Here is a 14,822-nt window from a genome sequence, read left to right as displayed (position 1 = left end):
TTGTACTTATTCGATCAGTGAAGGAGAGATGAGACATGGCAGAACAACAAATTCGGTTGGGCAAGACGGATCTGATCGTGAATCCCATTGGATTGGGTGCGAATGCAGTAGGCGGACATAATATATATCCGGACATGCTGAATGATGAGACAGGTAAGGAAGTGGTTCGTACAGCTTTGAAACAAGGTATTAACTTTGTGGATACGGCGTACATCTATGGACCGGAGCATTCCGAACGACTGATTGGTGAAGTACTGAAGGAAACCGGTCAGCGGCAGAATACCATCATTGCAACCAAGGCAGCTCATAAATTAGTGGATGGCAAAATTGTCATAGATAACTCACCTGCTTTTCTGAAAACATCCGTGGATGAGGCGTTGAAACGTCTGCAAACCGATTACATTGATCTGTTCTACATCCACTTTCCGGATGAACTTACACCTAAGGATGAAGCGGTAGATACGTTAAAACAATTGAAAGACGCTGGCAAAATTCGTGCCATTGGTGTATCCAACTTCTCCATCGATCAGTTGCGTGAAGCCAACAAGGACGGGCATGTAGACGTACTGCAATCTGAATATAATCTGTTCAAAAGAGATGCGGAGAAAGAGCTGTTGCCGTATACGGCTGAGCATAACATTTCTTTTGTTCCTTACTTCCCTCTGGCAGCGGGACTGCTGGGCGGGAAATATAATCGCAATACAACTTTTCAGGATGGACGGGCAAAGAACCCGCTGTTCACAGGTGAAGCTTTCATTGACAATCTCGATAAAGTTGAGCAACTGCGCAGCATAGCACAATCCAAGGATGTTGAGGTCGCCCATCTGGTTCTGGCCTGGTACCTGACTCAGCCTTCTATTGATGCATTGATTCCGGGTGCCAAGCGACCTGAGCAGGTCATTAACAATCTGCAAACATTAAATGTGGAATTAACTGCTGAGGAAATTGCAGTCGTGGATCAGATCTTTCGTTAATGAGTTCGGGTGAATCGGGAAATGCTAACAGGGAGTTTACGTATGAAGACAAAGTGAGGACACCACATGAACCTGAAGGCAGCCCGAGTCATCGGAATGTTCACGCTAATTATTTTGCTGGGTAGCAGTTCTGCCTATGCAAAGCCTGTACAGAAGAACCGTCAGTATTATGAGGAACGAGGAGAGATTGTGTGGGAAGTTCCCACACAGGATAAACTCATCGCCCTTACCTTTGATGATGGGCCAGATCCGATTCAGACTCCGCAGATCCTGGCTTTGTTACAGCAGTATCATGCTAAAGGAACTTTTTTTGTACTTGGCAAATGGGCAGATAAATTTCCTAAACTGATTAAGCAGGAACAGCTCGAAGGGCATGAAATCGCCAATCATACGTATGCGCACACGTATGCAGTTCGATCAACTAGTGCGGACAAGTACATGAAGGATATGAACGAAGCAGAAAGTTCCATCATTCAAGCAGGCGCGGAGCGTCCCCTGTTGTTCAGGCCACCGGGCGGCTATTACAATGACATGGTCATCCAGGCTGCCAAACAAAAAGGGTATACCATTGTACTCTGGTCCTGGCATCAGGATACACGGGACTGGGCTTCTCCAGGTGTATCGGCTATCGTTAAAAAAGTACTGAATAACGCGCGCAATGGGGATATTGTACTTTTCCACGATAAGGTGGAGGGCAAGTCCCATACGGTAGCTGCACTCAAAACAATCTTGCCGAAGTTACAGCAGCAGGGATATCAATTCGTGACGGTGTCTGAGCTGCTTGCTGTGAAGGCACGCGAAGCTGCGAAGGAGGGAACTTCGCCTTCGTCTATTCTGAAGCATGTGCAGCCCGAACATGGCCAATCCAAATAGAAACCGTAGGTCTCAGATGAAGAGACCTGCGGTTTCTTTATCTTGGTCTTCATATCAACCATGGAATCAGCCTTAGGAGGTTATTGCCGTGTCCCTTTTGTTTTGAAACCAAAACGTCTACAATAGATGGAGCTTTGTGTTTAAGGGTTATATAGTATACATGGTATGAATCACGACATAGAGGAGAGCGAACATAATGAATGGACAACAACGTGTAAATATTAAACCAGGTCTGGAAGTGGACATTGTGCTGAAGCAGGACCAAGCTACAGGAAAGCTGACGCGTGGCATTGTGAAGGATCTGTTAACCAAGTCACCTACGCATCCACACGGAATTAAAGTACGACTGACGAGCAGTCAAGTGGGACGTGTGAAACAGGTCATTACAGGAGGCACGAACTAACTGTGGCCCAAGGCGGGGAGATGAGTACTACCGCAGAAGTAATGGCACATCTGGTTTCGGGTAATTCACGTCAGCAGGACGCCTATCATGTGTTGCAGAGCAGTGGATTGCTCGATATATTAGCTGACTATCACCCATATCCAGCAGGAACGGTACCGATTGATATTGATCTTCCGGGCAGTGATCTGGATCTGCTGTGTTATGCAGAGGATCTGGATATGTTTGAAGCCGAGATATACGATCGAATCGGAGCCGTTGCTGAATTTCAATGTGTACGTGGTGGGGATCTTCCAGACCAACGTCCTTATGTGACTTGTAATTTGCAAGTGGGACATTGGCCTGTGGAGATTTTTGCCCAATCCGTGCCAGTTAACAGGCAGAATGCATACCTACATATGATCGTAGAGTGGAGATTGTTGCAACTGTGGGGAGACGCGGGACACCGTGAGATCCGCAGACTGAAACAGGCAGGGTGGAAGACGGAGCCTGCATTTGCTTCTGTTCTTGGATTACAGGGAGATCCATATGTGGACATGCTGCATCTGGCCGAGATGCAGCGAGAAGATCTCTGGAACTGGGCACGTTCACGCACGTCTTTTTAAACGGTTTAGCATAACTTTTGGTCAGATTAGAAAGATGGCTACAATTGTTGTTACCGTAAGTCCCAGCAGTACAGGCTTCAGGTTGCGTCTTGCAAGTTCAAAAGGATTGACTCCGCAGATTGCAGCAGCAGGAATCAATGCCCATGGAATCAAGGTTCCACCACCCACCCATATAGCTGCAACCTGACCTAATGCTGTCAGCACAGGTGCGGAATCTGCCGATCCTGCAAACATGGACGCAATCGAGCCAACCAGGGATATCCCCGAGAACCCCGAACCATCCATTCCAGTAACTGCTCCGGTCACCGTCATTGTAATGGCGCCCACCGTATCATTTAATGGCACCAGCCCAGCAAGTGCGACCCCCAGGTCATTCACGATCCCGTGTGAACCTTCAGGAAGAGGGGTGATGAACAACTCCGTAATCGCAGCATCTCCCAGATAAAAAAATGCAGCTATAGGAATAACCGGTCCAAACACCTTGAAACCAAACTGAAATCCTTCTATTAAATAATTGGTCGTTTCCTCTGGTCCGGCATGACGATGTGCGGCAAGGGTGACAGCGATCAATATAACCACAGCGGTTCCGCCAATCAGAGCTGTTGCGTCGCCGCCTTGCAACTTCAATACAAACATCAGAATCACATCAACTGCGAATAACAGAGGGATAAGCAGAGCGAATGCTTTTTGCAAACGGAGTGAAATTGCTTGACGTTCAACAGACAAATTGCCTGGTTGAGAAGTAGACACAGCCTCTGATGAGGAAGAAGGTTCCGTGCTCATGGTACCTGATATAACGTTTGGGGAATGAGCAGGTGAACCTGATTTCATCTCTTTGCGCAGCATCCAGAAGGCTGTAAGTGTAGATACCGTTCCCATGACGATGACCAGAGGTATGCTGGCCGTCATGACGGAAGTAACCGGTATACCCGCCGCATCAGCTGTAAGTTTGGGAGCCCCCTGAATAATGTAATCCCCCGACAGTGCAATCCCATGTCCGAACAGGTTCATGGCAATAGCAGCTCCAATCGGAGGAAGACCTACACGCACGGCTACAGGAAGCAGTACTGCACCGACGAGTGCTACGGCTGGGGATGGCCAGAAAAATAGTGATACTACCATCATGATCAATCCGATACCCCAATACGCGACCTGAGGAGAACGGATAAACCGGGTGACGGGTGTTACCATGACCTCATTAATGCCTGTTCTGATCAGAACACGGCTCATTGCCACAATAATCGAGATGATGAAGATCGTACTCAGCAATTCTTTTGTTGCATAGATAAAACTGCTGAAGATCCCAGCAACTGACCCGCTTAAGGTTTCGGTTGCCAGAAGTCCAATGGTCATAATACCCGCAACACAGATGATCGTGGTGTCCCTGCGCCGGATCATTACGGCGATGATCAAGACGATAAATGCCAGATAGACATAGTGTAACGCAGTGAGTTGAATATTCATCGAACAGGCCTCCCTACATCCTGGTGACTAACCCGAGGAGTGATATATCGTATGCATGTCAAGATCGGGCGTTCATGGAGTCCGGGGCTTGCCGCAGCATTTATTTTTAGGGAGAAGCTTCTGAGCTATAAATGAAGGATTTATTTTACAACTGGAGAATTTATTACAACATGGAGCGTGTTACTTTTGAAATTGGAGCGGATGAAAGTCACCAGAATTGATATGTGAAGGTCACGGGACCCCATAGACAATGGCAAGCAGGGGTGATTACAATAAACATGCCATCATAAGGAAGAAAATAGAAAAACTATGTTGAAATAAAGTGTGTGTTCAAAAAGTCTGGTTCAGTACAGCGGACTTTTTGAACTACCTCTAAGAGGGCGGGAATCCATAATCCATGAGTTTAATCCGTTCACTTCGTTTTAAATTTATAGTGGGTCTTACATTGATCATGCTGCCATTATTCATGCTGCTTTATTATAACAATGTCTACGCCATGAAAGTTGTACGTGACAAAGTATCCCTCACCAATATGAATCATCTCGCCAAGAGTGTGGAGCAGAATGAACGTGTGTTACAGGAGACGAATCGGTATTTATATAGTCTGGGCGAGCGGGACCCGGATATTATCTCTCTGTTTTTTCTGAAATACGGCAGCGGTGATTATATCATTGCAAAGCAACGGATTATGAACAAATTCATGACAGATATCGGTTTTTATAATCTAATCGATTCTTTTTTTCTATACGATGCCGTGAATGATGATCTTCTGCTCGCCACTTCAGGCAATTATGATGTCAAAAAGTCGGTTGTGCAGGAGAGTATGCCAGTCCAGATGCAGCAATTGGAAGGGGATATCCAGAAGCCGGAATGGAGCATCGTGCGTGGCGGGACGTGGAATGCGCTGGTGAAAACGGTGCGAATCAACCAACAGTTCTATGCAGGTGCACTTGTCGATATGAATGCACTGAATCATACACAACAATTCACTGAATCCGGAGATCGGGGAGGTGCAGTCATTGTTGGAACAGATGGTGGGGCACTATCGGATTCCACATTGAATACTGCACAGATTCAGCTGGCTGCAGCACATCTTCCCGGCTTGAAGAATCCGTATCAGGTGATCTCTGAAGTTGTGAATAAGGGAGAAGCACGTCAATATTTGATGTTGGGTACTGCCTCGGCCATGTCCCAGATGAATTATATCGTGCTGCTGCCTGAGGAAGACATGATGCGTAACCTCCCGTTTTTCCAGCAGATCATTCGTCTGCTCCCCATTGGTGCGGCAGTAATTCTGGTTACTGCACTGATCTTTTTGCGGCATCTGTTATTCCGCCCGATGAATGCGTTAATTCGAGGCATGAGAAGGGTGAGTCGTGGAGATCTCGATGTGAAGCTGGACCCGCCATCTTCCTCTGAGCTTGAATTTATGACACGAAGTTTCAATCAAATGACCAGTGAAATCAGGCATCTGAAGATTGATGTGTATGAGGAACAGCTGCGGACGCGGGAGGCCGAGTTCAAACAACTGCAGATGCAGATCAATCCTCACTTTTACCTGAATTCACTCAATATTATTCATAGTCTGGCTTCCTTGCAAAAGCATGAGTTGGTGCAGCAGATGGCGGGTCATCTGGCCGATTATTTTCGATTCAGTCTGCGTGCAGGCAAACGTATTATTCGTCTGGATGAAGAGCTGGAGCACATTCGTCATTACTTAGAAATTCAAAAGCTGAGGTTTCCAAGCAGATTCGATTTTGAACTGGATGTTGAACCGAATCTGGGACATTATGTGATTCCGCCATTAACCATTCAGCCTTTTGTGGAGAATGCCATTATTCATGGATTTCAGCGCCGGACACAAGCCTTTGTCATTCGGATCGTGGCGCGCCTCGATGAGAAGTCGTCCGGTCAGGTCGATGGGACGGTGCTTCAACTGATGATTGTGGACAACGGCGTCGGATTTGATGAGGAATTGTTGGGGCGTCTGCAACATGGACAATACGCTGAAGACCCGAATGGACAGCATATCGGGATATGGAACGTGGCTCATCGGCTATTAGTGAAGTATGGTGATCAAGCCAGTTTGCAGTTTGGCAATGAGGTGGATCATGGCGCCAAAGTCATCATTGATTTACCCGCTCAGACCGAAGAGGAAGAAGGGGGAGCCTATGCGGAACCTGTTGATCGTGGATGATGAAGTGTATGCATTACAAGCAATGGTTGAAGGAGTCGATTGGCAAGCAGCAGGCATTGACCAGGTATACAGTGCTGGTGATGCCGAAGAGGCAAGAAAGATTTTAAGGGCAGATGCTATTGATATCATGATCTGTGATATCGAGATGCCTGGTGAAACAGGGCTTGACCTGCAAAGTTGGGTGTTGAAACATGATCCAGGTATACTGACCATTTTCCTGACAGGGCATGCTTTATTCGATTATGCTCAGACAGCAATTAAGCTAAACAGCTTTGATTATGTGTTGAAGCCGGCTCCAGCGGATCAATTGATTAAGGTAGTAACCCAGGCGGTGGAGAAGATCAAGGATGGAGAGCAGCGTACCCGTACCAACGAAGTTTATGAGACCGTATACAAACGCTGGAAAACCCATAAACCGCTGCTGACAGAACGCTTCTGGAAAGATGCCATCTCTCAGCGTATCACGTTAACCGAACAACGGCTACAAGAGCTCGCAGAATTGTATGGTGCCGAGATTGACCCGCAAGCTCGTGTGTTACCCATTGTGATCTCGGTAGAGGAATGGGTGCGTGACTTTGATTTGCGTGACGAAGAGGTATTGGAATATGCCCTTCGTAATGCAGCCAAGGAGATGCTGCTTGGCGACAAGCCCGGTGAGGTATTTCAGGATCAAAGTGGATTAAATATTGTCCTTGCTTACGAGCAAGACAGTATCATTCCGAGTGCGAGCGAAGTGGCACAACGTTGTCAGGGGTATATTCAGGAATGTGGTACGTATTTCTACTGCCGGTTGTCCTGTTATGTTGGAGCCCCGGTTGCTGTAACTGAGCTGCAAGGCATGTTAAATGAACTGATGGATATGGAGCGGCGCAATATTAAGGAGCTTGAAGAAGTGTTTGTCTATGATGAGCGGGGAAGAGATCAGGAAGATCGCTTTTTGCCTATTCCATGGTTTTCGGAATTATCTATTCTTTTTGAGACGGGTAAAGTAGGGGATTTGCGAGAACGTGTGGATGAGATTTTTGAGTTGCTTGCTGCCCAGGAGGGTTTGTCTCCTGAAATGCTGCATCTCTACTATCATGCCATGCTGCATGTGGTCTATCCGTTGCTTCATCAGAAAAACGTGTCCATACGCAGTCTGTATCCGGGTGAACGGGAGCCGGAAGAGGGGATGGTGACAAGGTCGTTGCCGCAGTTGAAGCAGTGGACGTCTGATCTGATTGATCGTGTTATCCCGGTGTTGTACCCGGACGATCATAGCCCCATGACCATTGTGGATCAGTTGTGCGTTTATATTGAAACTCATATTGGTGAAGAACTTATGCGAGAGGAGCTTGCAGCTTTTGCCGGATTCAATCCCGCTTATCTATCGCGTCTGTTTCGGAAAGAGAAGGGGATGTCCCTATCTGAGTTTATCCTGCAGGGCAGAGTAGCCAAAGCGAAGACATTGTTGTCCCAGTCCACCGTCAAAGTGACGGATATCGCTGGCAAGGTGGGGTACTATAATTACTCGCATTTCACCAAAATGTTCAAAAAGTGCACGGGTATAACGCCACAGGAGTTCCGAAAACAGTCACGTACCGTATAGTTCAGGGCGCAGCATGCTGCGCCTTTTGATTTGTTTATTTTGGCACTAAAGTCATAATTTGATAAGTCAACAGGTCACCACAGCAGATAGAGGTCTTACTCGCCCCGCCGTATACTTGAACCACAGGAGCCGCAACGGAGCTTCATCCTGAGGAAGAATTCAAGAGGAGTGAGGGAGAACAAGTTATGAAGACACATCCCCAGGCGGGTAAGGGAGTACGGATATCGGAAATACCGGGAGAAACAGTCCGAAAGCGCAAGTCGGTGTGGCACAATCTTGGCAAATTCAAGGTGCTGTATCTCATGTTCTTGCCAGGTGTCCTGTTTCTGCTGGTGAACAACTATATGCCGATGTTCGGCGTTCTGATCGCATTCAAAAATGTAAACTATGCTGATGGTATTTGGGGTAGCCCATGGAGTGGATGGGACAATTTTAAATATTTGTTCTCAACCAGTGATGCATGGGAAATTACCCGAAATACACTCGCGTATAACACGGTGTTTATTGCACTAAATCTCTTAGTAGGTGTCGGGCTTGCTATTCTGCTCAATGAAGTGAAGAACAAGGCAATGTCCAAGTTATATCAATCACTTATGTTATTGCCGTATTTCCTGTCCATGATTGTGGTCAGTTATCTGGTACTGGCTTTTCTGGGCAAGGATTCAGGCTTCATGAACTCAACGGTTCTGCAGATGTTTGGCGGTCAGCCGATCGATTGGTATTCAGAGCCGAAGTATTGGCCGTATATTTTGCCACTGGTGAACACATGGAAGAATATTGGATATTATGCTGTCATTTATCTGGCAGCTGTCGTGGGTATCGATGAAGAATATTATGAAGCAGCTGTGCTCGATGGAGCAACCAAATGGCATCAGATACGCTTCATTACCATTCCGTTTCTCGTGCCATTAATCGTCATTATGACGTTATTGCAAATTGGTCGTATATTCTATGCAGACTTCAGTCTGTTCTATCAGGTTCCATTGGAATCGGGAGCGCTGTTCCCTGTAACGAATGTACTGGATACCTACGTATATCGTACGTTCCTTATCGGTGGAGATATCGGGATGTCATCAGCAGCCGGTCTATATCAGGCAATCGTTGGATTTGTGCTGGTTCTTGTATCCAATACCATCGTAAGGCGAATTGATAAAGATAATGCATTATTTTGAGAGGAGGCAAGTCAGCTGTGAAATCACGTGATCCACTAGCCGTATCGAAGCGTTCCGCATCCGTTATTCATGCGATGTTTCTATTCTATGCCATTGCCTGTATCGTGCCGATCCTGCTTGTCTTCGCCATCTCATTTTCGGACGAGACAACAGTAATTGCCAATGGATATAAGCTTATTCCAGAAAAATTCAGCCTGACGGCTTATGAGTTTCTGTTCAGAGATATGGATCAGATCATTCACTCGTATGGTATATCCTTTATTGTTACCGTTGTAGGAACCATTACAAGTGTTGCGTTGACCGCATTATATGCGTATCCGCTCTCACGGAGAGATCTGCCTTACCGGGGCTGGTTCGCCTTTTTCATCTTCTTCACAATGTTGTTCAATGGGGGTCTGGTACCTTGGTACCTGGTCTATGTCAACGTATTGGATCTGAAAAACTCCCTACTGGCACTCATTATGCCGCTACTGCTATCCCCATTCTTTGTACTGGTCATGCGTACATTCTTCGCGAACTCCATTCCGGTGTCCATTCTGGAATCGGCTCGGATTGATGGTGCGGGAGAATTGAGAACGTTTGCACGTATCGTGCTTCCGCTCTCTCTTCCCGTAATGGCAACCGTCGCGTTGTTCAGTACATTGAATTACTGGAATGACTGGTACCTTAGCATGATTTTTATATCAGATAACCGGACGATCAGCCTTCAGTACCTTATGTACCGGACGCTGCTCGATATTCAATATTTAACAACCAACTCCAACGTCTCTTCACAGATTTCGTCGCAGGGTGGATTGCTGAATCTGCCTAACAAAACTCTGCAAATGGCGATGGCTGTGGTCGGTATTGGTCCAATTGTACTGGCATATCCGTTCTTCCAGCGTTATTTCATCAAAGGTCTTACGGTTGGCGCTGTGAAGGGATAACTCTGAACCGGTTAGCGGAGTGGGCAAGGTAAATGAAGATGGACTGAAAGGGCATATACAGAAGTAGTTATCGGTTTAATTGTGAATTGGGGAATTCGGTTGTATGGTTCAACACATGACAGGAGGGGTTCAATTGGTTAGATCATTAAAGGTATGGTCACGCATGATGGCAACGGTGATGACGCTGAGCCTGGTGCTGGCAGCTTGCTCATCAGACAAAGGTGGAACAACAACACCTGGCGCAGAAGGCGGAGGAGCAAGTGAAGGTGGGGGCAAACCCTATGAAGTGACACTGTTCTACCCAGGGACACCACAGAAGGATGTCGCTCTGGTGGAAGCTGAGATCAACAAAAAGATGGAACCAAAGATCGGGGCCACGCTTAAGATCAATGCGATTGACTGGGGACAGTGGGATAACAAGCTGAATCTCATGATTTCTTCAGGTGAAAAATCAGACATTATCTTCACAGCAGCTTGGCAGAACTACACGGTGAATGTAGCTAAAGGCGCATTCTTGCCGTTGAATGATCTGCTTGATGCACATGGTCAGGATATCAAGAAAAACCTGGACCCTGCCTTTCTGGAAGGTTCTCAGGTGGACGGCGTGAATTACGGCGTTCCTACGAATAAGGAACTCGCGGCCACACGTGGTGTGTTGGTACGTAAAGATCTGGCTGACAAGTATAAACTGGACCTGACAGCTGTTAAGACATGGGCTGATCTGGAGCCACTTCTCAAAACAATCAAGGAAAACGAGCCAGCCATTACACCGTTCTATATGTCCAATACCAATGGTAACGGGCTATTGGAGAATCTGGATTGGGATTATCTCGGTGATGCCTCCGTACCTGGAGTGATCTCCAAAACAGCAGGAGGAACAACCGTTCTGAATGAAGTGGAGACCCCTGAATTCAAAGAAGCGGCTGAACTCGCTCGCAAGTGGTATCAAGCGGGATATATCAACAGTGATGCTGCTACGTCCAATGTGTTCCCGAAAGACCAGGCGAAGGCTGGAAAAGCGTTTCTCTGGACGGATGGCATGAAGCCAGGCAAGGATAAAGAAGAAGAAGGGTATGTGGGTTTCCCGCTCACTCAGATTGAGATGACACAGCCAACAATCACGACGGGTGATGCATCTGGAGCGATGCTTGCAATCTCCCGTTCTTCCGAGCAACCGGAGAAAGCGATGCAGGTCATTAACCTGCTGCATTCCGACAAGGAAATTAACAACTTGCTGAACTTCGGAATTGAAGGTACACATTATGTGAAAAAAGACGGACAGGATAATATCATTGCTCTCCCTGATGGCGTAGATGCCAACAGTCGTACCTACAATCCAGGTGCACAATGGCAACTGGGTAACCAGTTCCTGAACTTCCTCTGGGATAATGAAGATCCCCAGAAATGGGAGAAGTTCAAAGAGTTTAACGCCAAAGGTGTGAAGTCGCCAGCACTGGGCTTTACGTTCAACAGCCAATCTGTCAAAAATGAAATTGCTGCGGTCAACAACGTGAACAAACAGTTCAAGCCGGGTATGACATCGGGCGCCGTTGATCCAAATGAGATGATTCCGAAATATCTGGAGAAATTGAAAGCAGCGGGAATTGATAAAATTATTGCAGCCAAACAGGAACAACTTGATACATTCTTGTCTAAGCAATAAATGATCGTCAGCCATGCCAGAGAGACCTGTGTTACTACAGCTCTTGTCAGCGGTGAAAATGGAGGACGTTTTCGGTGAACAACCGAAGACGTTCTTTTTATTGTTGTTTTTTGATTTGGATTGTTAATCATAAATAGGAAAAATATGATATAATAAGGTGGTTGATTAGGGGGTGTTCGTGTGTCGAGAACCAGACTTGTGTTCTCAGGGGCTTTATTGCTATTTGCTATCATCTTTACATTTAACCATCATCTTGGTTTTTCTATTGGGGATACCATGCTGTCAGCAATAGGTATATCACCGTATACTACGTCTTATTTAAGTGGTGTACATATCACACTTTTCCTCGGATTGGGGATTTTCGCCTGCGGCTTCTACCTTACACGCAAAGAAATCGGGAAATCATTCCCCGGTCTTGCAAAAGGGTTATGGATCGTAGTTATCGCTATTATTCTCAGTTATTCGTACATGACGGATAAATTCATGTATGTAGCCAAGTGGGGAGCTACAGGCATTGATGCGGTATCCTATGTACAGAATGCAAGCTCTTGTACCTTTAACGTGCTGAAAACGGGTGAGACCCGAGCCACCTGTGACCTGACACTCAAAAATTACGGCAGAGATTCCGTATCCGCCGTGTTATTGCCTGATCTCGCACGCAGTTATAAGTTTAAGGACGATCCACTGTTGGAAGCCTTGCAGTCTGTCCAGTTAAGGCCGGTACATGTTGAGATTGAACCCCATGGAACGTTTACAGGCAAGTTGGAGTTTTACGGGAAAGCGGAATCCCCTCTGTTCGTCAATGGGAAGCTTATGGATATTGTGCTGGATGTAGGCGTGGATGGAGCGAATACGGTATTTGATTATGATATTCCATAGTTGATATTTTTATAGTAAAAAAGAATAATTACATAAACAGAAGTGGAATAAGGTTTGAGTAGAATAGAAAGATCAAAGGCATATACTGAAATTAGAGAGAGCTGGCTAATCGCTGGCTCTTTTTGTGCGTGGAAGTTGCAATTAGTGCAGAAATGTTGGTTTTATCTCCTTCCCCCTTGAATTGGTAACGCTTACGCTAGATAATGAATCGGTTTGTCTCAAAAAAATAGTTTGTCTTTAGCGCTTACATCATTACAATTAATGTCACGACAAATTTAGACAAGGTGAGATGAAAAGATGTCATATCGGACAAACCTGTTTTCCAAAATGGTCATTCTTATTCTGATTATGCTGATTCCTGTAGTGCTTCTGTACTGGTACTCCAATCACAAAACAACAGCTGTTCTCAGAGACGAGTTGAATCGATCGAATAGTAACCAGCTTGAATTTTTCCAAAATCAAGTGAACACACACATCGAACTGTTATCCTCATGGCCAAATCTGCTCATACATGATCCTGATATTGCCAGCTTCCGCCGAATCTATGCGGACAGTAATTACTTTGACCTAGATGCGATCAACCTGGTCAAACGTATTCAGAATAAGCTGAGTATTCAGGAAAGCTCATCCAATTGGGCCACGAAATTATATCTGTACTCCCCTTCGCTAGGCAGGGTAGTTTCCGAAAGGGACGCACGTTCTTACGATAAACAAGCGTTAAGGGAGAATATCAGTTCCGGCTGGGATGTACGCAAAATTCAGGATGGGGAAGAAGATCGGTTCATGTTTAGCTGGATTACAGTATCTCCGTACGGCATTAAAGACCCAGCTAATAATGCGGAAACGATTATCAAACTGGAGTTTGATAGTGACAACATTCGGGATATGCTCGACAAATTCAAAGACGATGGCAGGCATGATCCCTTCTATTTCCGAGAAGAGTCGGGGGTTATCTATAATCGGACTTCAGACCATTCATTAACGAATCAATTGATGGAAGAACTGTCCGCCCATAAACTTCAGGACGTTGATAATCGTACAGTAGTGATCGGGAATGAACCTTACATGGTTAACACCGTGAAATCCAGTACAACAGGCTGGTATTTGGTGGACTACATGCCCCTGTCAGATATTCTGAAGCCCATTCATCAATCCAATATGTTGTTCTATTCTTCCATGATTTGTTTGTTGTTAATGAGTTTTGGTGTGGCGTACTTGTTCTATGTTCAGGTACAGGTACCAGTGAAACAACTCATTCGCGGGTTCCAGCGGTTGAAGCAGGAAGATTATTCAGTGAGGATTAAGCCAAAAGGCCGCAATGAATTCAGTTTTCTGTCCGAACGTTTCAACTTGATGGTGGAGCAGATCCAGCAGTTGTTTGAACACGTTTACCTGGAACAGATTCATGTGCGTGAAGCCCGGTTGAAGCAGCTGCAGTCGCAGATTAACCCGCACTTTTTCTACAATTGTTTCTCCTTCATCACAAGTATGGCGAAGCTGAAGCGTATGGACGCTGTTGTAGCGATGTCGCATAATCTATCGCGATATTATCGGTATACGACAAGACAGGAGCGGGACGTGGTACCGTTGACAGAAGAGATTGAATTTGTCAGCTGTTATCTGGAGATCCAACGGATGCGTATGGACCGCATTCATTACAAGATTGATCTGACTGATGAGATGTTAAGACAGGAGGTACCGCCACTCATCGTGCAACCACTAGTGGAGAATGCGGTGATTCACGGTATCGAGGCGGACGCGGAAGCCGGAGAAATAAGAGTATCCGGGGAAAAACAGGGTGGTGTCATGGTTCTTGTGGTAGAAGATGATGGGCAAGGCATGACGCAGGAGGCACGTGAGGCGCTTCTGAATAAGCTCAGGGGAACGATGGATCAGGAGATGGGCTGTGGCCTGTGGAATGTGAATCAGAGACTCCAGCTTCGATATGGGGAGCAGGCAGGGCTTGATATAACGGAATCGGAACTTGGTGGATTACGAGTTACGCTGTCATGGCCTGCCGAGCAGGAGTTTCTTCTGGAGAATGAAGGATAAGCACTTGGAATGTGCAGCGTATGATGAAC

12 protein-coding genes are annotated in these 14,822 nt (G+C 46.2%); 11 read left to right on the top strand and 1 reads right to left on the bottom strand.

Annotation, left to right across the window (positions count from 1 at the left end; all coding sequences use genetic code 11):
• Nucleotides 1-35: 35 nt before the first annotated feature.
• The 4 genes from ACE04G_RS29015 to ACE04G_RS29000 all read left to right on the top strand — a co-directional run bounded on the left by ACE04G_RS29015 (nucleotide 36) and on the right by ACE04G_RS29000 (nucleotide 2,852).
• Nucleotides 36-974: an aldo/keto reductase gene (locus tag ACE04G_RS29015; RefSeq protein WP_221823434.1), complete on the top strand. Its 939-nt coding sequence runs from the start codon at nucleotides 36-38 to the stop codon at nucleotides 972-974.
• 66 nt (nucleotides 975-1,040) lie between these two features.
• Nucleotides 1,041-1,847, top strand: a complete 807-nt coding sequence (locus tag ACE04G_RS29010; protein WP_449003880.1) for a polysaccharide deacetylase family protein — start codon at nucleotides 1,041-1,043, stop codon at nucleotides 1,845-1,847.
• A 196-nt stretch (nucleotides 1,848-2,043) separates the two neighbouring features.
• Nucleotides 2,044-2,250, top strand: a complete 207-nt coding sequence (locus tag ACE04G_RS29005) for a YwbE family protein (protein WP_449003879.1) — start codon at nucleotides 2,044-2,046, stop codon at nucleotides 2,248-2,250.
• Between the two features lie 20 nt (nucleotides 2,251-2,270).
• Complete coding sequence (locus ACE04G_RS29000; RefSeq protein ID WP_221823440.1) at nucleotides 2,271-2,852, top strand: DUF4269 domain-containing protein; 582 nt, start codon at nucleotides 2,271-2,273, stop codon at nucleotides 2,850-2,852.
• A 21-nt stretch (nucleotides 2,853-2,873) separates the two neighbouring features.
• Here ACE04G_RS29000 and ACE04G_RS28995 read toward each other — a convergent pair whose 3' ends face one another.
• Complete coding sequence (locus ACE04G_RS28995) at nucleotides 2,874-4,316, bottom strand: hypothetical protein (protein WP_339307824.1); 1,443 nt, start codon at nucleotides 4,314-4,316, stop codon at nucleotides 2,874-2,876.
• A gap of 397 nt (nucleotides 4,317-4,713) precedes the next feature.
• Between ACE04G_RS28995 and ACE04G_RS28990 the strand changes: the two genes are divergently transcribed.
• From ACE04G_RS28990 to ACE04G_RS28960, 7 genes are all read left to right on the top strand, one after another.
• Nucleotides 4,714-6,513, top strand: a complete 1,800-nt coding sequence (locus tag ACE04G_RS28990; RefSeq protein ID WP_221823444.1) for a sensor histidine kinase — start codon at nucleotides 4,714-4,716, stop codon at nucleotides 6,511-6,513.
• Nucleotides 6,488-8,101: a response regulator transcription factor gene (locus ACE04G_RS28985; protein WP_221823446.1), complete on the top strand. Its 1,614-nt coding sequence runs from the start codon at nucleotides 6,488-6,490 to the stop codon at nucleotides 8,099-8,101. Before ACE04G_RS28990 ends, ACE04G_RS28985 begins: the two co-directional genes overlap by 26 nt.
• Before the next feature lie 185 nt (nucleotides 8,102-8,286).
• Nucleotides 8,287-9,273, top strand: coding sequence for an ABC transporter permease (locus tag ACE04G_RS28980; protein WP_221823448.1), 987 nt, complete (start codon nucleotides 8,287-8,289; stop codon nucleotides 9,271-9,273).
• A gap of 17 nt (nucleotides 9,274-9,290) precedes the next feature.
• A complete protein-coding gene (locus tag ACE04G_RS28975) occupies nucleotides 9,291-10,199 on the top strand; it encodes a carbohydrate ABC transporter permease (RefSeq protein WP_017689303.1) in 909 nt (302 codons plus the stop codon).
• A 133-nt stretch (nucleotides 10,200-10,332) separates the two neighbouring features.
• Nucleotides 10,333-11,862, top strand: coding sequence for an ABC transporter substrate-binding protein (locus tag ACE04G_RS28970; protein ID WP_221823450.1), 1,530 nt, complete (start codon nucleotides 10,333-10,335; stop codon nucleotides 11,860-11,862).
• Nucleotides 11,863-12,042: 180 nt separating this feature from the next.
• Complete coding sequence (locus tag ACE04G_RS28965; protein ID WP_221823452.1) at nucleotides 12,043-12,741, top strand: hypothetical protein; 699 nt, start codon at nucleotides 12,043-12,045, stop codon at nucleotides 12,739-12,741.
• Between the two features lie 297 nt (nucleotides 12,742-13,038).
• Nucleotides 13,039-14,793: a sensor histidine kinase gene (locus ACE04G_RS28960; RefSeq protein ID WP_339307827.1), complete on the top strand. Its 1,755-nt coding sequence runs from the start codon at nucleotides 13,039-13,041 to the stop codon at nucleotides 14,791-14,793.
• The last annotated feature ends 29 nt before the right edge of the window (nucleotides 14,794-14,822 follow it).

This window comes from Paenibacillus sp. AGC31 (genome assembly GCF_057334655.1).
This window is presented reverse-complemented; position numbering and strand designations above follow the sequence as displayed.